The sequence below is a fragment of the Silvania sp. genome (assembly GCF_051656365.1).
GTDB classification, from domain to species: Bacteria; Pseudomonadota; Gammaproteobacteria; order Enterobacterales; family Enterobacteriaceae; genus Enterobacter; species Enterobacter hatchlandensis.
In genome coordinates this window covers 1-18373 of sequence record NZ_JBOGBT010000071.1, presented here as the reverse complement: position 1 = coordinate 18373, position 18373 = coordinate 1, and the positions used below count along the sequence as shown (strand labels likewise).

The following is an 18373-nucleotide window of genomic DNA, read 5'->3' as shown; positions in this document are numbered from 1 at the left end:
CCTGATGAAGATTATCGGCAGTCTCCCCCCGGACTTGAGCACTTTTCAGAACAGATTTTCGAGATCGTTGCTGTAGGCTTTGCTGACTTTCTCGCCCATCGATTTAAGCTGCTGGATCATGCTGGTCAGTTTGCGGGCATACTGCGGGTCGGTGGCGTAGCCGGCGCTCTGCAGCGCCTGGGCGCCCTGCTCTGCGGTGGCGGCCTGGGTCACGGCGGCGTAGCGCGGATTGCGGCTCAGCAGGTTGACGTAATCGGAAAGGGCTTCCAGATACGAACTGTACACGCGGAACTTCGCTTTGATCTTTTTCGCTTCGCCATTTTCAAATTCAGTGGTAGTGATTTCCGTGGTCGGCCCTTTCCAGCTTCCCGAGGCCTTCACGCCAAAAATGTTGAAGCTCGGCTCGCCATTCTCACGGCGGATCTGCCGCTGTCCCCAACCGGACTCCAGCGCCGCCTGGGCGAGGATCAGGTGATGCGGAACGCCGCTCTGCTCGCTGGCAAGTCGCGCGGGTAGCGAGAGCTGGGCCAGGAAGTCTTTACTGTCGCCGGTCAGCGGTTCATCGTTGCTTTCCGGCTTTTTCGGCAGCGCCTGACGCACCATCTGCGTCAGGGCCTGATTTTGATAGCGGGTCACCGTTTCCAGATCGAACTTCATCGGCACCTGCTGCGGCTGCTCTTCCGGCGGCACGCCCTGGGCGGCCGCCATCTGCTTCACAATCACGTCGGCGAGCCCTAAACCTTTACCGGAGGTCATCTGCTGCGCAATCTGCTGGTCGTACATGCTGGTATACAGACGCGTCGAGTCGCTGCTGAACATGCCATCTTTCGGCAGCGCCTCACGCATGCTTTTCAGCATCATCTGCACAAACATCCCCTCCACCTGGCGGGCAACCGGGCGGATATTTCCCGCCGGGTCTTTGCCTGCTTTGGCCTTCAGGTCGTTGAGCGACTGAGTATCCCAGGCCGCGCTGGTCAGCAGTTTGCTATCGGTCAGCATCAGATGATTTCCACTTTGGCACGCAGACAGCCGGCACTCTGCATCGACTGCAGAATGGACATCAGATCGATCGGCGTGGCACCCAGCGCATTCAGCGCGCGCACGACGTTGTTCAGGTTGGCGCTGGAGCGCACGCTCTGCAGCGAGCCGCCGCTCTGACGCATATCAATCTGGGTTTGTGGTGTGACCACAGTCTCGCCGCCGCCAAATGGCGTATCCGGCTGGCTGACGTTGGCTGAGCGGTTAACCGTCACGGAGAGGTTGCCCTGCGCCACGGCACAGCTGTCGAGGGTGACTTCGCGGTTCATCACCACCGAGCCGGTACGCGAGTTGATGATCACTCTGGCGTCCTGCGGGGTGACGTTGACTTCCATATTCTGGATATCCGCCAGCAGACGCACCTGATTGCTGCCGCCGCTGGAGGTACGAACCTGCACCGTGCGCGCATCCAGCGCGGTCGCACTGCCGAAGCCGCGGCCACGGTTGATCGTGTCGGCAATCTGCTGTGCGAGGGTGAAGTCGTCGTCATTCAGCTGCAGGTTAATGGTGTTCCCGGCACCGAACTGCGTGGGTAGCTCGCGCTCGATGATCGCCCCGCCGGTGATACGTCCGCCGTTAAGCTGGTTAACCTGCACGCTGCTGCCGCCCGCAGAGGCACCCGCACCGCCGACCAGGATGTTACCCTGGGCCAGAGCATAAACCTGGCTGTCCACCCCTTTCAGCGGGGTCATCAACAGGGTACCGCCGCGCAGGCTTTTGGCGTTACCCATCGAGGAGACCACCACGTCGATGGTCTGCCCCTGGCGCGAAAACGCAGGGTAAGATGCCGTGACCATTACCGCCGCCACGTTTTTCAGCTGCATGTTGGTGCCCGCCGGCACGGTAATGCCGAGCTGGGAGAGCATGTTGTTCAGGCTCTGGGTGGTAAACGGCGTCTGGGTGGTCTGGTCACCGGTCCCGTCAAGCCCGACCACCAGGCCGTAGCCGATCAGGGAGTTTTCACGTACGCCCTGTACGCTGGTCAAATCGCGAATACGATCGGCCTGGGCGAAGGTTGCCACCAGGGCCAGGGCCGTTGCGAAGAGGAATTTAAACATGTGTCACCTCGCTTACATCGGCGATAAGTTAAGGAAGAAACGCTGCATCCAGCCCATATTCTGCGCTTCATTGATGTAGCCGTTGCCGACGTACTCAATGCGCGCATCGGCCACCTGGGTGGACGGTACGGTGTTGGAGCCGCTGATGGTGCGCGGGTTAACCACGCCGGAGAAACGAATAAACTCCGTACCCTGGTTGATGGCGATCTGTTTTTCACCCACGACGTGTAAATTGCCGTTCGCCAGCACCTGGTCGACGGTTACCGTCAACGTGCCGCTAAAGGTGTTGCTGGCATTGGCGCCGCCTTTACCGTTAAAGGAGTTGCCGCCAGAGGCATCGACATCGGCGCGGGCATTGCCGAACAGGCCCTGCAGATAGCGCGGTACGGTGTCGAAACCGAAATTGGTTTTCCCGTCGCGGCTGGCATTCGCCGACGAGCTCTTGCTGGCGCTGACGTTTTCCTGCAGCTGGATAGTCAGCGTGTCGCCGATATTGCGCGGACGACGGTCTTCAAACAGCGGCTGATAACCGTAGTTAATCGGCTGCGCAGTCTGGAAAATAGAGCCATTCACAATCGGCGTCGGGCCGGGAATGGGTTGGGCGGAAGTCGCACCCTGGACCAGAGGTTTAGACGGAACCCAGGCGCACCCGCTGAGGGTCACCGCCAGGAGAGTCACTACCGGATAACGAATCGCCGCGTTTTTTTGCATTGCCTTCATCTTCGAAAACAGGGAGCCGGTGCGACGTTAACCGCACCGGGCTACACCTTAGAGTTGCGTCAGTTTCTGCAGCATCTGGTCGGTCGTCGACACTGCTTTACTGTTAATTTCGTACGCGCGTTGCACCTGGATCATGTTCACCAGCTCTTCCGCGACGTTAACGTTTGAGGTTTCCACATACCCCTGATACAGCAGGCCTGCCCCGTTCAGCCCCGGCGTGCTCTCGTTTGGCGCGCCAGAGGACTGGGTTTCGATGTACAGGTTCTCACCGATGCTTTCCAGACCGGTGTCGTTCATAAAGGTGGTCAGGTTCAACTGCCCCACCTGCACCGGCGCGGCCTGACCCTGCTGGGTCACGCTCACGATCCCGTCACGCCCGATGGTGATGCTCAGGGCGTTAGCGGGAACGGTGATCGCAGGCTGAACCTGGAAACCGCCCGCCGTCACCAGCTGACCGTTCTGATCCACCTGGAACGAACCGTCGCGGGTATAGGCTGAGGTTCCGTCCGGCAGCTGCACCTGGAAGAAGCCCTGGCCTTTAATCGCCACGTCTTTGCTGTTGTTGGTCTGGGACAGGTTGCCCTGGCTGTGCAGACGCTCGGTCGCCACCGGGCGAACCCCGGTACCAATCTGCAGGCCCGACGGCAGCGTGGTCTGTTCAGACGACTGCGCACCCGGCTGGCGGATGGTTTGATAAAGCAAATCTTCGAAAACTGCACGCTGACGCTTGAAACCGTTGGTGCTGACGTTCGCCAGGTTGTTGGCGATCACGTCCATATTGGTTTGCTGCGCGTCGAGGCCAGTTTTCGCGATCCATAAAGAACTGATCATAAGAAGTCCTGTTAACTCATTGACAGCAGTTGGTTGGCGCGCCCGGCGTTTTCATCCACGCTGGAGATCACCTTCATCTGCATTTCAAAGCGGCGCGCGCTGGCGATCATGTCGGCCATCGCGGCAACCGGCTTGACGTTACTGCCTTCCAGCACCCCGGACATCACGCGGATGCTCGGGTCGGCCTGCAGGGTTGCGCCCCGGGTCGCCTGTGCGGCCTGGCTCAGACGGAACATCCCGTCGTCACCGCGCTGCACTTCGTTGCCCTCGGCTTTCACCAGCTTCAGACGGCCAACAGGCGCCACGGTATTTGGCGGATCGCCCGGGTTTAACGCCGAGATGGTGCCGTCGGCAGCAATAGTGATCTCAGAACCTTCCGGCACGGTGATCGGGCCGGCTTCACCGATAACCGGGTGGCCCTGAATGGTCAACTGCCCAACGGCATCGACCTGGATATTCCCGTTACGGGTATAGCCTTCGCCGCCGTCAGCGGTTTGCACCGCCAGCCAGCCATCCTGCTGTAAGGCCACGTCGAGCGGACGTGAGGTGTAGTCCATCTGCCCAGGCGTCATGTCGGCACCCGGCGTTGATGCCACCACCAGCGTACGCGTTGGCAGGGAGAGCCCTTCCACCGGCACGGCGCGCAGCGCGTTGAGCTGCGCACGGAAACCCGGCGTGGAGGCGTTCGCCAGGTTACTGGCGGTCACTGCCTGCTGATTGAGCGTCTGACTGGCGGCGCCCATCGCGGTATATATTGCGTGATCCATTAAGCTATCCCGTCAGCCAGTTAGCGGAGGTTAACCAGCGTGTTGAGGATCTGATCCTGGGTTTTGATGGTCTGCGCGTTCGACTGATAGTTACGCTGCGCGACGATCATATTGACCAGCTCTTTACTGAGATCCACGTTGGAGGCTTCCAGCGCGCCGTTGGTCAGGGTACCGAAGTTACCGCTGCCCGCGGTGCCCAGCAGGGCCACGCCAGAGGACTGGGTCGCCGACCAGACGTTGTTGCCTTCAGACTGCAGGCCTTCGTTGTTGGCGAAGTTCGCCAGTACAACCTGCCCCAGGACCTGATTCTGTTCGTTGGAGTAGTTACCCACCACCGTGCCGTCGTCGTTAATCTGATAGCTCACCAGGTCGCCCGGCTTGTAGCCGTTCTGGTTGGTGGCCACGATGTTGTTCGCGCCGGTGTTCTGCTGCATTGAGTTCAGGAAGCTCAGGGAGAACGTGACCGGCACCGCGCCGCTTAACGGATCGGTGGTGACGTTGATCGCTGGGTTAGCGTTCTTCGTTGTGCTCAGCACACCACCCGCACTGTAGTTGTAAACCCCTTCCAGATTCCCGTTACTGTCGAAGTTCATCTGGGCAGATTTAGTGATTTTCGCATTGGCCACGCTGCCATCCTGGGTATACAGATCCCACTTGTTGTCTGCCGTTTTCACGTAGTAGACATACATGTTGTGGGCGTTACCCTGGGTGTCGAAAACGGTGATGGTGCCTTTTTTGTTGTAGCTGTCCGGGTTCGGAGTCACCGAGGTGGCATCAAACGCAATCGTTGGCACGGTGTCGGTGGAGTTCAGGTTGATCTGCTGGCTACTGGTGGTGGTCGCTTTCGCGGGCATCAGGTCGACAGGAATGGAGATCGGCTGTGGGTTCGCGCCGGTCTGCACCGTCGGCGGGCTGCCTGCTGCCGGGAAGCCGGTCAGCTGCAGACCCTGCATGTTCACCAGGTTACGGTTTTCGTCGAGGCTGAACTGACCGTTACGGCTGTAGTAAACCGAACCGTTGCTGTCGAGCATGCGGAAGAAACCGTTCTGGCTGATGGCGACATCGAGGCCACGACCGGTGTTAGTGGTGGTCCCGTCGCTGAAATCCTGAGTGATCCCGGCGACTTTTACGCCGAGGCCCACTTTGGAGCCGGCGAACATGTCAGCGAAAGAGGCGCTACCGGACTTAAAACCATAGGTCGCGGAGTTGGCAATGTTGTTACCGATGACATCGAGGTTAGTGGCCGCAGCATTCAGGCCGCTGACCGCTTGAGAAAAGGCCATGACTTACTCCTGATAAGTATTAGGGCTTAAATAATCTGCCGAACTTCGTCGAGCGTAGTGGTTCCGTAAGTACCCAGATCCAGCGTGTTACCATTGCCATTGCGAATGACGCCCTGCACCAGCGCAAACTGCAGCGGCTGTGCCACCAGCTGAGTACTGCCGCTGCTGGCGGAAATCGCGACGTTATAAGAGCCATTTGGCGCGCTGGCGCCATCGGTCATCGTCCCGTCCCAGGTAAACGTATGGACGCCCGCTTTCAGCTCGCCGATATCAATCGTGCGCACCACCGCGCCGTTCTTGTCGGTGATGGTGGCAGTGACTTTGTCCGCGCTCTGCTGCAGCTCAACGCCAAACGGCGTAGTGGTGGTCGTGGCGGAGCCTTCTGCGCCGCTGGTACCCGCCAGAACCGTGGTCCCCGGGATCATCACCCCATGACCGATCAGCGTGCTGGCCTGCATCGACTGGCTGTTGTCGATCTGACCGGAAATGGAGCCCAGCGTGGTGTTCAGTTTTTCGATGCCGCTCACGGTGCTGATCTGCGCAAGCTGCGTCGTCAGTTCGTTGTTCTGCATCGGGTTGGTCGGATCCTGGTTTTTCAGCTGCGCGACGAGCAGCGTCAGGAAGCTACCCTGCAGGTCAGAGGCGCTGTTCCCTGTCAGCGAGGTGCTGCCCGTGGTGCCGCTGGTTCCGCTGACGGCGGTATTCGTCCGGTCATTCACATTGACGGCGATGGACATTGGTCTCTCCTTTACTGGCCCAGAGTGAGCGTTTTGAGCATCATGCTCTTCACCGTGTTCAGCACTTCAACGTTGGCCTGGTAGCTACGGGAAGCCGACATGGTGTTCACCATTTCGCCCACCACATCAACGTTGGGCATTTTGACGTAGCCACTGGCATCCGCCAGCGGGTTGCCGGGCTCGTACACCAGTTTGTCCGGCGCCTGGCTCTCTATCACATTCGCCACTTTCACCCCGCCGGTGGCGGCACCGGGTGCGGCATCAACCTGGAAAACGACCTGCTTAGCGCGATAAGGTTGGCCATCCGGGCCGGTCACGCTGTCGGCGTTGGCCATGTTACTGGCGGCCACGTTCAGGCGTTGGGACTGCGCGGTGAGCGCGGAACCGGCGATATCAAAAATATTCAGTAAGGCCAAACTTAGTTACCCCCCTGCAGGACGTTCATCATGCCTTTGATCTGTCCACCGAGAACGGTCAGCCCCATCTGGTACTTCAGGCTGTTATCGGCAAACTGCGTACGCTCCCGGTCCATATCAACGGTGTTGCCGTCGAGGGATGGCTGATCGGGGATGCGATAAAGTAAATCGGTGTTCGGGGTCGTCACGGTCGCGGCGGGAATGTGGCGTGCGGACGTCAGCGTAAGGGCGACACCGCTATTCTCGGCCCGCCCACGCTCCATGACTTTCTTCAATTCACTGGAAAAATCGATATCGCGCGCCTGAAACCCTGGGGTATCGGCGTTCGCGATATTGGCGGCCAGAATCTCCTGACGCTGGGCGCGTAAGTTGAGCGCTTCCTGCTGAAAACGTAGCGCGGCATCGAGTCTATCGAGCATATCTCCTCCGCTGATGGCAAAATTTCAGTGGATAGCTTAAATCTCAACCCATGCTCGTCATCGACGGAATAAGCGCAAAATGCGTCGCTATTTATTGCGTTGATGCGAAACCGCTACAGGTAGAATTCTGCTCATTCTCGAACCGACGGGTACTGGCGATATGGCGTTAAAACGTGGCATGACCGCAACCTTACTTCTCTGGAGCTCCGTCTCGCTGGCGCAGGATCTGGACGCCCAGCTGACGGCGTTTTTTGCCCAGCGTCTGGCCGGATTTAGCGATGAAGTGACGGTCCAGGTCCGCACGCCGCCGACGATGCTCCCCTCCTGCGAAATGCCGGCCTTTAGCATCCCAGGCACCAGCAAACTGTGGGGCAACGTGAGCGTCACCGCGCTCTGCGGCACTGAGAAACGTTTTATACAGGTTGCAGTTCAGGCGACGGGCGATTATGTTGTCGCGGCCCAGGCCATTCCCCGCGGTGGCGTTGTCCAGCCGGGAAGCGTCACGCGCAAGCGCGGCAGGCTGGATCAGCTGCCCCCACGTACCATGCTGGACATTAGCCAGGCGCAGAATGCCGTCAGCCTGCGCGACGTCGCGCCGGGCCAGCCGCTGCAGTTGTCGATGCTGCGCCAGTCCTGGCGGATCAAAGCCGGGCAGCGGGTGATGGTGATCGCCAGTGGCGATGGCTTTAGCGTTAACGGTGAAGGACAGGCGCTGAACAACGCGGCCGTCGCCCAGAACGCACGCGTCAGAATGACTTCCGGCCAGGTGGTGAGCGGAACGGTCGATTCTGATGGGAATATTCTGATTAACCTATAATCTTTTTAAAGATTATGCAGCGGCTGCCGATAAATCATTAACAAATGAAAATGTCAGGCGCTAACGCCGCCAACCCTCGATGAGGACAACATAATGAGCATTGATCGTACATCGCCCCTGAAGCCGGTTAGCACTGTACAACCTCGCGAACTGCATGACACTGCGACGGCCAAAACACGCCTGCAAAAATCGGCCAGCGCCGACAGTACCAGCGCCAGCGTTACGCTGAGCGATGCCCAGGCGAAGCTGATGCAGCCAGGCAGTAACGACATCAACATGGAACGCGTTGAATCGCTCAAAACGGCGATCCGCAACGGTGAGCTGAAAATGGATACCAGTAAAATCGCCGACGCGCTGATCCAGGAAGCGCAAAGTTTCTTAGAGTAATCACCGTATGAGTCGTCTGACGGAAATAATGGATCAAATGACGGTTGTATTAAACGACCTGAAAACGGTGATGGATGCCGAGCAACAGCAGCTGTCTGCCGGGAATGTTCACGGCAGTGCGTTGCAGCGCATTACCGAAGATAAAAGCTCGCTGCTGGCCACCCTCGACTATCTGGAGCAGCAGCGACGCGCGGAGCAAGAGGCTCGCCGTAGCGCCAATGATGATGTCGCCGATCGCTGGCAAACAATTACTGAAAAAACCCAGCATCTGCGCGATCTCAATCAGCACAACGGCTGGCTGCTCGAAGGTCAGATGACCCGCAACCAGCAGGCGCTGGAGGTGCTTAAGCCGCACCAGGAGACGGGGCTGTATGGCGCGGACGGTCAAACGTCCAGTTCGCGCAGCGGCGGGAAGAAGTTTACGATTTAAAACCGGAATGAATAACAGGGCGTACCCGGCGGGTACGCCCTTTTTTTGCTTACGCCGTCGTGCGGCGGGCGAACTCTTTCAACTTAAAGCCCAGCACCGCCAGGGTGGCAAAATACGCCACCACACCGACGACCACTACCGCCAGCAGGCGCAGCAGACGATAGAACATGGTGCCCTGCTCCCAGTCCGGCATCACGTGCATCATCCCCAGCAGCGCCGCCGCCATCACCAGCACCGCAATCAGCAGACGCACCAGGAAGCGTGTCCATCCCGGCTGCGGGGTGAAAATCTTTTGCTTTCTCAGCTGCCAGTACAGCAACCCGGCATTCAGACAGGCCGCCAGGCCGATGGAGAGCGACAGACCGGCATGCTTGAGTGGGCCAATAAACACCAGGTTCATCAGCTGGGTCATGATCAGGGTCACGATGGCAATTTTGACCGGCGTTTTGATGTCCTGGCGCGAGTAAAAGCCCGGAGCCAGCACCTTGACCACGATCAGCCCCATCAGCCCCACGGAGTACGCCACCAGCGCGCGCTGGGTCATCAGCGCATCGAAGGCGCTAAATTTGCCGTACTGGAACAGTGACACGACCAGCGGTTTAGCGAGGATCCCCAGCGCCACCGCGCTCGGCAGTGCCAACAGGAAGCATAGACGCAGCCCCCAGTCCATCAGGCGGCAATACTCGTCGTGGTTGCCGCTGGCAAAGCTGCGGGAGAGTGACGGCAGCAGAATGGTGCCCAGCGCCACGCCCAGCACCCCGGACGGGAACTCCATCAGACGGTCGGCGTAGTACATCCACGACACCGATCCAGAGACCAGGAACGAAGCAAAGATGGTGTTGATGATAAGCGAAATCTGGCTGACGGAGACCCCGAGGATTGCCGGGCCCATCTGCTTCACCACCCGAATCGCCCCGGCATCGCGCAGGTTAATACGCGGCAGGACCAGCATGCCGATCTTCTTCAGGTGCGGCAGCTGATAGGCCAGCTGCAGCACGCCACCGACGGTCACCGCCCACGCGAGCGCCAGAACCGGCGGGTTAAAGTGCGGCGCGGCAAACAGGGCAAAGCCGATCATGCTGACATTGAGGAAGGTGGGCGCGAAGGCCGGGACCGAGAAGCGGTTCCAGGTGTTGAGGATCGCCCCCGCCAGCGAGGCCAGCGAAATCAGCAGAATATAAGGGAAGGTAATGCGCAGCAGCTGCGTGGTCAGGGTGAATTTATCAGCGGTATCGGCAAAGCCCGGCGCCGTTACCATGATCACCCAGGGTGCGGCCAGCATCCCGACCACCGTCACAATCGCCAGCGCAAGGGTCAGCAGCCCCGACACATAGGATACAAATACCCTGGTCGCGTCTTCCCCCTGCTTGCTTTTGTATTCCGCCAGGATCGGCACAAACGCCTGGGAGAACGCCCCCTCGGCAAAAATACGGCGCAACAGGTTTGGCAGCTTAAAGGCGACAAAAAAGGCGTCCGTCGCCATTCCGGCACCAAAGACCCGCGCCACAATGGCGTCGCGCGCAAAGCCCAGCACGCGCGAAAACATGGTCATCGAGCTGACGGCCGCCAGCGATTTTAATAGGTTCATTAACGTGAATTTCCACACCCAAACGGAAAACGCCTGCAAAGCAGGCGTATTTGCGCCGGGTGGCGCGATGCTTACCCGGCCTACAAAACAACAGCGCGTAGTCTACCCCGAAACCGCGGAATTGCTATCGCCAGATGTTACAGCGGGTTATTCGCTGATGGCGTCGCGCCACAGCTTCTCCACGATACGCTGGGCACGGATCGCCTGTTCGCCCGCGGTTTCCGGAACCGTCTGATTTTGCACGCATTCGATAAAGTGGCGCGCACAGCCGGTAAATCCGCGTTGCTCGAGCGTACTTTGCCAGCCCGGAATAGCAGGCGTCACCACGCCTGCGCCCCGCTCTTCCCGCCACTCGCGCATATCGGTGATATCCAGCAGCGCGCCGTCCGTGACCGCCTGAACCCACTCCCGCTGGCTGCCTGCCCGGCGGTGCATGGAGGTGGTTACCTGCAGATTGTCCGCGCTGAAATGGTGCTCGGCGTAGATCATCGCCCCCTGGTCGTTAGTCTGCAATGTGCCGCCGGTTAAGCGGGCGCTGTCACCCGCCAGCCACAGAGCGGTATCCACCACGTGCAGATAGTCATCCAGCAGCGTAAAACGCAGATCGTTGGGCCCGACGCTGTCGGCGCGATGCTTATCCATGCGCAGCGATGCCGCACCGTTCAGCTGGGTTTTCAGCTGCTGATAGAGCGGTGCAAAGCGGCGGTTAAAGCCCACCATCAGGGTCAGTTTTTTCTGCGCAGCCAGCTCAATCAGGCGCTCGGCATCGGCAAGATTATCCGCAAGCGGTTTATCAACACAGACGTGGACGCCCGCCTGCAGCAGCTCGCTGACCACCTGATAGTGGGTGGCGGTCGAAGTATGGACAAACACCGCATCGCACTCGCGGGCTAAATCCTGCAGCGAGCCCAGGTATGGCATGCGCACGGACTCGCAAATTCGCAGTGCTTTATCGCGTGAGGGCGACCAGGCCCCCTGTAACGTCCAGTCGGTGGCGGTACTCAGCACCGGCAGCCAGGCTTTTTGCGCAATGCCGCCCAGACCGACAACGCCTACTCGTAATTTTGTCACCGTTAATCTCCCAGATGTGCCAGCAGCGAATCGAGCCGCTGTTTCAGGTCTTCAACTTCATTCTCCAGCGCCTCAACGCGCGCCGCCAGGCCAACGTCTACCAGCGAGGTATCGGCGTCTATCGCATTGACCGGCGTTTCAACGTCGCCGCTGAAGAGATGCATAAAGCGGCTTTCGCGCTTACCGGGTTCACGCCCCAGACGCAGGACAAAGGGGCCATCTTCCCGGCTGGCTAACGCCTCAAGCGTCTGCTCCACCTGTTGGGTATCGGCAAATTCATGCATGCGCGCCGCGCGGGTGCGCAGCTCACCAGGCGTTTGCGCCCCGCGCAGCAGCAGGGTAGCGATGATGGCAACCTCTGCCGGACTCAGCTTCAGCGCACCAAATTCCGAGTTACAAAAGCGCTGCTCGTACTTGGTCACGCGGTTGCCAAACCCGCTGACGGTGCGCAGATAGTGACGCTTCACCAGCGCGTCGAGCTGATCCTGCACATCGTGTTCGCCGAGGTTCATCACCGGTTCACGGTTGGTTTTTTGGTTACAGGCCAGGGTCACGGCATTGACCGAGAGCGGATATTGCTCCGGGGTGGTTACCTGCTTTTCCAGCAGACAGCCAATCACGCGCGCTTCGGTGGCGCTTAACTGATATTTCATTTCTGTTCCTTAGCGCCCGGCGCTCCATTGTTGAGTGGTCAGCGCCGTCAGAACATGATCGCGCCATTCGCCGTCAATCAGCAGGTAATCTTTGGCGTAGCCCTCTTTTTCAAAACCGAGGCGCCCCAGTAAATCGCCGCTGCGCTGATTGTGCGGCATATAGTTAGCCATAATGCGATGCATATGCTGGGTACGCTGCATGTAGCGGATTGCCGAGGTCAGCGCCTCGTACATCAGCCCCTGTCCCTGCCATTTTTGCCCGATGGAATAGCCCAGATAACAGGCGTGGAACGAGCCCCGCACCACGTTAGAAAAGTTGGCGATCCCGACGATCTCTTTTTCATCAGGATCGAGCAGCGCAAAATAAAACGCCGAGCCCTGTCGGTGGAACTCGGCAATCATGCTTAACCGTGCCTGCCAGCCGGAAGGGTAACAGTGACTCTCATCCCGTACGGGTTCCCAGGGTTTTAAAAACTGACGATTCTCAGCGTAGTAGTCCGCCAGACGCCAGGCATCACGCTCATGCACCAGACGCACCACCAGGCGGTCGGTCGTCAGGCGCACTTTCGGCACATTACTGCGATAGCCAAACATTGATACCACTCCTTCCCGTTACAACCTCGACCCGTTAGCTTTACTATACCTGCGCGAATGCCGTCTGGGAAAACAGTGACATACCCTTTTTACGGCTTTTCACCTTTTTCGATGAAAAACCTGAATCAAAGTCACCTCTTGATAAAAAAATATTGTGACAGCTTGTGTGGGAAAAACCCCGCCAACAACGCAGAATATTAGCGCGCTTATCATCTTTATTCCCCTGGAGGGGAAATGTCCCGTATCTCGCAGGCCCGTAATCTGGGTAAATATTTCCTGTTAGTCGATAACATGCTGGTTGTCCTCGGCTTTTTTGTCGTTTTTCCGCTCATTTCGATTCGCTTTGTCGATCAGATGGGCTGGGCGGCACTGATGGTCGGGATTGCGCTGGGGCTACGCCAGCTCATTCAGCAGGGGCTGGGGGTGTTTGGCGGCGCGATTGCCGATCGCTTCGGTGCAAAACCGATGATTGTCACCGGCATGCTGTTGCGGGCCGCGGGCTTTGCCACCATGGCTATAGCGCATGAACCCTGGCTGCTGTGGGTCTCCTGCATTATTTCCGGTCTCGGCGGCACGCTGTTCGACCCACCGCGCACCGCGTTGGTGGTGAAGCTGATTCGTCCTCAGCAGCGCGGGCGTTTTTTCTCCCTGCTGATGATGCAGGACAGTGCCGGCGCGGTCGTTGGCGCGCTATTAGGAAGCTGGCTGCTGCAGTATGACTTCCGCCTGGTGTGTGCCACCGGGGCGGTACTGTTTATTCTCTGCGCGGGGTTTAACGCCTGGCTGCTGCCTGCCTGGAAACTCTCCACCGTCAAAGCGCCGGTCCGCGAGGGTCTGGATCGCGTGTGGCGCGACAAACGCTTTATCACCTACGTGCTGACGCTGGCCGGGTATTACATGCTGGGGGTCCAGGTGATGCTGATGCTGCCGATCATGGTCAATGATATTGCCGGTTCCCCGACGGCGGTGACGTGGATGTACGCCATCGAAGCCTGCCTGTCGCTGACCCTGCTGTACCCCATCGCCCGCTGGAGCGAAAAGCGTTTTCGCCTTGAACATCGGCTGATGGCTGGCTTGCTGTTGATGTCCCTGAGCATGCTGCCGATCGGTATGGTGAGCTCGTTACAGCAGCTGTTTCTGCTGATCTGTACCTTCTACATCGGCTCGATTATTGCTGAACCCGCGCGTGAAACGCTGAGCGCGCAGCTGGCCGATGCCCGTGCGCGCGGCAGCTATATGGGCTTTAGCCGCCTCGGGCTGGCAATTGGCGGCGCGCTGGGGTATGCCGGTGGCGGCTGGCTGTTCGATGCCGGTAAAGCCTTTAATCAGCCGGAACTGCCGTGGGTCATGCTGGCGCTGATTGGGGTCATCACCTTCTTTGCCCTGGGCTGGCAATTTAGCCATAAACGCAGCGCGCCGGGTATGCTTGAACCGGGTACCTGATTTGTAACGGGCTTTTTTCTCCTCCATACTGAATGTTGATGGTCAACCACTGGAGGAGAAACGTGAAACTTTATATTTACGATCACTGCCCGTTCTGTGTGAAAGCCCGTATGATTTTTGGCCTTAAAAATCTTCCCGTCGAAAGGATAACGCTCCTGAGTGACGACGACGCCACGCCGACGCGGATGATTGGGCAAAAAATGGTGCCGATCCTGCAAAAAGATGACAGCCGTTATCTGCCCGAAAGCATGGATATCGTGCGCTATGTCGACGCGCTTGATGGCCAGCCGCTGCTGACCGGTAAGCAAAATCCGGCCATTGCCGAATGGCTGCGCAAGGTTAACGGCTATGCCAACCGTCTGTTGATCCCCCGATTTGCCAAAGCCGCCTTTGATGAGTTCTCCACCCCGCAGGCACGCGCCAGCTTTGTCGCAAGGAAAGAGGCGTCCATCGGCAGCTTCGCCGAGCATCTGTCCCACTCTGCAGGGCTGGTGAAGAACATCAGCGACGATCTTCGGGCGCTGGACAAGCTCATCGTCCAGCCTAACGCAGTGAATGGCGAGCTCTCCGATGACGATATCCACCTGTTCCCGCTGCTGCGTAATCTGACAATCGTTGCGGGCATTAACTGGCCGACACGTGTCGCCGATTACCGCGATAATATGGCCAAACAGACCCAGGTGAACCTGCTGTCGTCCCAGGCGCTGTAATCCCTGCCAGGGCGGTCACATTCAGACCGCCCGCTTTTATCAGCTTTTTCCGCTGGTTTGACAAAGTCTCCCCTGACATACTGTCGCGTCATAATTGAGGCGCTGACATTCTGTCGAGGGAACCTATGAAAAAGATTGTTATTGCCGCTGCGTTAATTGTCAGCGGCCTGCTGGTTGGATGTAATCAGCTTACACAGTACACCGTCAGCGAGCAGGAAATTAATCAGGCGCTGCAAAAGCGTAATAACTTTGCGAAAGATATCGGCGTGCCCGGCGTTGCCGATGCCCATATCGTGCTGACCAATCTTGCCAGTCAGATTGGTCGCGAAGAGCCCAACAAAGTGATACTTTCCGGCGATGCCAGCCTGGACATGAACTCCCTGTTCGGCAGCCAGAAAGCCAATATCAAACTGAAGTTAAAAGCGCTGCCGGTGTTTAACAAAGAAAAGGGGGCTATCTATCTGCAACAGATGGAGATCGCCGAGGCCGAGGTGTCGCCGGACAAGATGAAACCGGTTCTGCAGACGCTGATGCCCTATCTGAACCAGTCGCTGCAAAACTACTTCAACCAGCAGCCTGCTTACGTTCTGCGGGAAGACAACAGCAAGGGCGAGGCGCTGGCGAAAAAGTACGCGAAAGGGATCGAAGTGAAGCCGGGTGAGATAATAATCCCCTTCACTGACTAACCTTAAAGGCGCTTCGGCGCCTTTTTTTACGGAAAAGAGTGCAAACGAAAACGTTTCCCCCTATTCTTTGTGTCCGGCAAAAATCATCTCACTCAGCCGGAGCTCATCCATGACTGCACCATCCCAGGTTTTGAAAATCCGCCGCCCAGACGACTGGCATATCCATCTTCGCGATGGCGATATGCTGAATACCGTTGTGCCGTATACCAGCGAAATTTATGGCCGCGCGATTGTGATGCCAAATCTGGTGCCGCCCATCACCACGGTTGAGGCGGCGATTGCCTACCGCCAGCGCATTCTTGATGCAGTGCCTGCCGGTCACGACTTTACCCCACTGATGACCTGCTATCTGACCGACACTCTCGATCCTGATGAGGTTGAGCGCGGCTTTAACGAAGGCGTCTTCACCGCCGCTAAACTCTATCCCGCCAACGCAACAACCAACTCCAGCCACGGCGTGACCAGTATCGATGCAATTATGCCGGTACTGGAGCGCATGGAAAAACGGGGAATGCCGCTGCTGGTGCATGGCGAAGTGACCCATGCGGAGATCGATATTTTTGACCGCGAAGCGCGTTTTATCGACAGCGTGATGGAGCCACTGCGCCAGCGTCTGCCGGGGCTAAAAGTGGTGTTTGAACACATCACCACCAAAGATGCGGCTGACTACGTACGGGACGGCAATGAGCGCCTGGCCGCCACCATCACCCCGCAGCACCTGATGTTCAACCGCAACCACATGCTGGTGGGCGGCGTGCGCCCTCACCTTTACTGCCTGCCGATCCTCAAGCGCAACATCCACCAGCAGGCGCTGCGTGAGCTGGTCGCCAGCGGCTGCGATCGCGTCTTCCTCGGCACCGACTCGGCCCCGCATGCCCGTCACCGCAAAGAGGCCAGCTGCGGCTGCGCAGGGTGCTTTAACGCACCGACTGCCCTCGCCAGCTATGCGCAGGTCTTTGATGAGATGAATGCCCTGCAGCACTTCGAAGCCTTCTGTTCCCTGAACGGCCCGCGCTTCTACGGTTTGCCGGTTAACGAGAGCTTCGTTGAACTGGTGCGCGAAGAGAGCAGCGTAGTGGAATCCATCGCCCTGACCGATGACACCCTGATTCCGTTCCTCGCGGGTGAAACCGTTCACTGGACGGTTAAACGCTAAAAATTCGCTGCCCCCTGTTGCAAGCTTGCCGATATGACTGTATAAATACACAGTATAAACACAGGGGGCAAATATGCGTATTGAAGTGACCGTTGCCAGAACCACTGCTTTACCTGCCGGCGCGCTGGATGCACTGGCGGGTGAACTATCTCGCCGTATCAACGAATCGTTTCCCGAGAGCAACGGTGCTGTCACCGTCCGCTACGCCGGGGCCAACAACCTGTCCGTCATTGGCGGCGCAAAAGACGATAAAGTGCGCATCAGCGAAATTTTACAGGAAACCTGGGAAAGCGCTGACGACTGGTTTATTACCGATTAGTTTTGCTCCCTCATTGTGTTTTTTTGCCGGGTCGCCCCGGCTTTTTTTTGCCCTTCATTCACCCGCAAAATATCCTGGAAAAGGCTTAAAAATCACCCGCGTCATGGTGTTTTATTGTTCAAACATTCCTAAATGTTAGAAAAATGTGTTGCTGCCTGTTTATTTTTCCGATCAGAACCCTTATTAATTGATATACTGAAATTGCTTCAGAAAAACACGGATTGAACCTCACAGTCGTTGTCTTTAAACACGTATTCAGGGGGTTATGATGGAAAAGAATAATGAAGTCATCCAGACCCATCCTCTCGTTGGCTGGGATATCAGCACCGTGGACAGCTATGACGCACTGATGCTGCGTTTGCATTACCAGACCCCGAATCACCCCGACCATGTAGAATCGGAAGTTGGGCAGACGCTGTGGCTCACCACAGACGTTGCACGTCAGTTTATTTCTATTTTAGAAGCCGGTATTGCAAAAATAGAATCCAGTGACTACCAGGAAAATGAGTATAAGCGGCATTAAGTTGATGCCACATTTTCACCCAACAGGCACCTGACGGTGCCTCAATTATTTCACCCTTGTATAACCCCGCCATGTTAATTACTCTTCTAAGCCACGAAACGCGTTAAGAGATCCTGATGAAATACGACCTTATCATTATTGGCAGTGGATCCGTGGGGGCTGCGGCCGGTTATTACGCCACCCGGGCCGGGCTGAACGTTCTGATGATTGACGCCCATATGCCGCCCCACACCGAAGGCAGCCACCACGGCGACACCCGCCTGATGCGCCATGCGTACGGCGAAGGCGAACGTTATGTGCCGCTTGTGTTACGTGCGCAGGCGCTATGGGATGAGCTGGCTGACATCAGCGGCGAACCGGTGTTTGAACGCACTGGCGTCGTGAACCTGGGGCCCTCCGATTCAACGTTTCTGGCAAACGTCGAGCACAGCGCCCGGCAGTTCAATCTGGATCTGGAACGGCTCGATGCCGCCGCGGTAATGAGCCGCTGGCCGGAAATTCAGGTGCCAGAGGGGTATATCGGGCTGTTTGAAGCTAACTCTGGCGTCCTGCGCAGCGAGCTGGCGATTAAAACCTGGATTGCCCTGGCAAATGAGGCGGGTTGCGCACAGCTCTTTAACTGCCCGGTCAGCGCGATTACCCATCATGACGACGGCGTTACCGTCAACACGCCGGAAGGTGAGTACAGCGCGCACCGTCTGTTAGTCAGCGCGGGAACCTGGGTTTC

Annotated in this window: 23 protein-coding genes; 10 read left to right on the top strand and 13 right to left on the bottom strand. The window is 57.9% G+C overall.

Going from position 1 to position 18373, the window contains the following annotated elements; all coding sequences use genetic code 11:
• Positions 1-45 precede the first annotated feature (45 nt).
• From flgJ to flgB, 9 genes are read right to left on the bottom strand one after another with little or no spacing between them, the layout of a single operon-like run.
• Positions 46-999 carry a flagellar assembly peptidoglycan hydrolase FlgJ gene (gene flgJ, locus ACRDD5_RS13780; protein ID WP_271281765.1) on the bottom strand — a complete coding sequence of 318 codons (954 nt, stop codon included), beginning with the start codon at positions 997-999 and terminating at the stop codon, positions 46-48.
• Complete coding sequence (locus ACRDD5_RS13775) at positions 999-2096, bottom strand: flagellar basal body P-ring protein FlgI (RefSeq protein WP_271281766.1); 1098 nt, start codon at positions 2094-2096, stop codon at positions 999-1001. Before ACRDD5_RS13775 ends, flgJ begins: the two co-directional genes overlap by 1 nt.
• Positions 2097-2108: 12 nt before the next feature.
• Complete coding sequence (flgH, locus tag ACRDD5_RS13770; protein ID WP_271281767.1) at positions 2109-2807, bottom strand: flagellar basal body L-ring protein FlgH; 699 nt, start codon at positions 2805-2807, stop codon at positions 2109-2111.
• Between the two features lie 57 nt (positions 2808-2864).
• Positions 2865-3647, bottom strand: coding sequence for a flagellar basal-body rod protein FlgG (gene flgG, locus ACRDD5_RS13765; RefSeq protein WP_271281768.1), 783 nt, complete (start codon positions 3645-3647; stop codon positions 2865-2867).
• A gap of 11 nt (positions 3648-3658) precedes the next feature.
• A complete protein-coding gene (locus ACRDD5_RS13760) occupies positions 3659-4414 on the bottom strand; it encodes a flagellar basal body rod protein FlgF (RefSeq protein ID WP_271281769.1) in 756 nt (251 codons plus the stop codon).
• Between the two features lie 20 nt (positions 4415-4434).
• The gene (flgE, locus tag ACRDD5_RS13755; RefSeq protein ID WP_271281770.1) at positions 4435-5697 is read right to left on the bottom strand and encodes a flagellar hook protein FlgE; all 1263 of its coding nucleotides are present in this window, start codon (positions 5695-5697) and stop codon (positions 4435-4437) included.
• A gap of 26 nt (positions 5698-5723) precedes the next feature.
• Positions 5724-6434 carry a flagellar hook assembly protein FlgD gene (gene flgD, locus ACRDD5_RS13750; protein ID WP_271281771.1) on the bottom strand — a complete coding sequence of 237 codons (711 nt, stop codon included), beginning with the start codon at positions 6432-6434 and terminating at the stop codon, positions 5724-5726.
• An 11-nt stretch (positions 6435-6445) separates the two neighbouring features.
• Positions 6446-6850: a flagellar basal body rod protein FlgC gene (gene flgC, locus ACRDD5_RS13745; protein WP_032617532.1), complete on the bottom strand. Its 405-nt coding sequence runs from the start codon at positions 6848-6850 to the stop codon at positions 6446-6448.
• Positions 6851-6852: 2 nt separating this feature from the next.
• Positions 6853-7269, bottom strand: coding sequence for a flagellar basal body rod protein FlgB (gene flgB / locus ACRDD5_RS13740; RefSeq protein ID WP_271281772.1), 417 nt, complete (start codon positions 7267-7269; stop codon positions 6853-6855).
• A gap of 160 nt (positions 7270-7429) precedes the next feature.
• On the opposite strand from flgB, the gene flgA reads away from it, so the two are divergent.
• The 3 genes from flgA (at position 7430) to flgN (ending at position 8903) form a co-directional block, all read left to right on the top strand.
• A complete protein-coding gene (gene flgA, locus ACRDD5_RS13735; protein WP_271281773.1) occupies positions 7430-8086 on the top strand; it encodes a flagellar basal body P-ring formation chaperone FlgA in 657 nt (218 codons plus the stop codon).
• A 93-nt stretch (positions 8087-8179) separates the two neighbouring features.
• Entirely contained in the window at positions 8180-8473 is a 294-nt protein-coding gene (gene flgM, locus ACRDD5_RS13730; protein ID WP_271269566.1) for a flagellar biosynthesis anti-sigma factor FlgM, read from the top strand.
• Positions 8474-8480: 7 nt separating this feature from the next.
• Complete coding sequence (gene flgN / locus ACRDD5_RS13725) at positions 8481-8903, top strand: flagella biosynthesis chaperone FlgN (RefSeq protein WP_271281774.1); 423 nt, start codon at positions 8481-8483, stop codon at positions 8901-8903.
• Between the two features lie 49 nt (positions 8904-8952).
• Here the strand turns inward: flgN and murJ are convergent, their stop codons facing one another.
• From murJ to rimJ, 4 genes are all read right to left on the bottom strand, one after another.
• A complete protein-coding gene (murJ, locus tag ACRDD5_RS13720) occupies positions 8953-10491 on the bottom strand; it encodes a murein biosynthesis integral membrane protein MurJ (protein WP_271281775.1) in 1539 nt (512 codons plus the stop codon).
• A gap of 147 nt (positions 10492-10638) precedes the next feature.
• Complete coding sequence (locus tag ACRDD5_RS13715) at positions 10639-11562, bottom strand: Gfo/Idh/MocA family protein (protein WP_438677066.1); 924 nt, start codon at positions 11560-11562, stop codon at positions 10639-10641.
• 2 nt (positions 11563-11564) lie between these two features.
• Positions 11565-12215 carry a YceH family protein gene (locus tag ACRDD5_RS13710; protein ID WP_438677065.1) on the bottom strand — a complete coding sequence of 217 codons (651 nt, stop codon included), beginning with the start codon at positions 12213-12215 and terminating at the stop codon, positions 11565-11567.
• Between the two features lie 9 nt (positions 12216-12224).
• Positions 12225-12809, bottom strand: coding sequence for a ribosomal protein S5-alanine N-acetyltransferase (gene rimJ / locus ACRDD5_RS13705; RefSeq protein WP_271281778.1), 585 nt, complete (start codon positions 12807-12809; stop codon positions 12225-12227).
• A gap of 234 nt (positions 12810-13043) precedes the next feature.
• Between rimJ and mdtH the strand changes: the two genes are divergently transcribed.
• The 7 genes from mdtH to solA all read left to right on the top strand — a co-directional run.
• Positions 13044-14252, top strand: coding sequence for a multidrug efflux MFS transporter MdtH (gene mdtH / locus ACRDD5_RS13700; RefSeq protein WP_438677064.1), 1209 nt, complete (start codon positions 13044-13046; stop codon positions 14250-14252).
• Between the two features lie 62 nt (positions 14253-14314).
• Positions 14315-14962 carry a glutaredoxin 2 gene (gene grxB / locus ACRDD5_RS13695; RefSeq protein ID WP_271281779.1) on the top strand — a complete coding sequence of 216 codons (648 nt, stop codon included), beginning with the start codon at positions 14315-14317 and terminating at the stop codon, positions 14960-14962.
• 125 nt (positions 14963-15087) lie between these two features.
• Complete coding sequence (locus tag ACRDD5_RS13690) at positions 15088-15648, top strand: lipoprotein (RefSeq protein ID WP_271281780.1); 561 nt, start codon at positions 15088-15090, stop codon at positions 15646-15648.
• A gap of 109 nt (positions 15649-15757) precedes the next feature.
• Positions 15758-16804 (top strand): dihydroorotase, encoded by a 1047-nt coding sequence (gene pyrC, locus ACRDD5_RS13685; protein ID WP_271281781.1) that lies wholly within the window; start codon positions 15758-15760, stop codon positions 16802-16804.
• 73 nt (positions 16805-16877) lie between these two features.
• The gene (gene dinI, locus ACRDD5_RS13680) at positions 16878-17123 is read left to right on the top strand and encodes a DNA damage-inducible protein I (protein ID WP_438677063.1); all 246 of its coding nucleotides are present in this window, start codon (positions 16878-16880) and stop codon (positions 17121-17123) included.
• Between the two features lie 268 nt (positions 17124-17391).
• A complete protein-coding gene (gene bssS, locus ACRDD5_RS13675) occupies positions 17392-17646 on the top strand; it encodes a biofilm formation regulator BssS (protein WP_271281783.1) in 255 nt (84 codons plus the stop codon).
• Positions 17647-17762: 116 nt separating this feature from the next.
• A partial coding sequence (gene solA / locus ACRDD5_RS13670) for an N-methyl-L-tryptophan oxidase (protein ID WP_438677062.1) occupies positions 17763-18373 on the top strand: 611 nt, incomplete at its 3' end.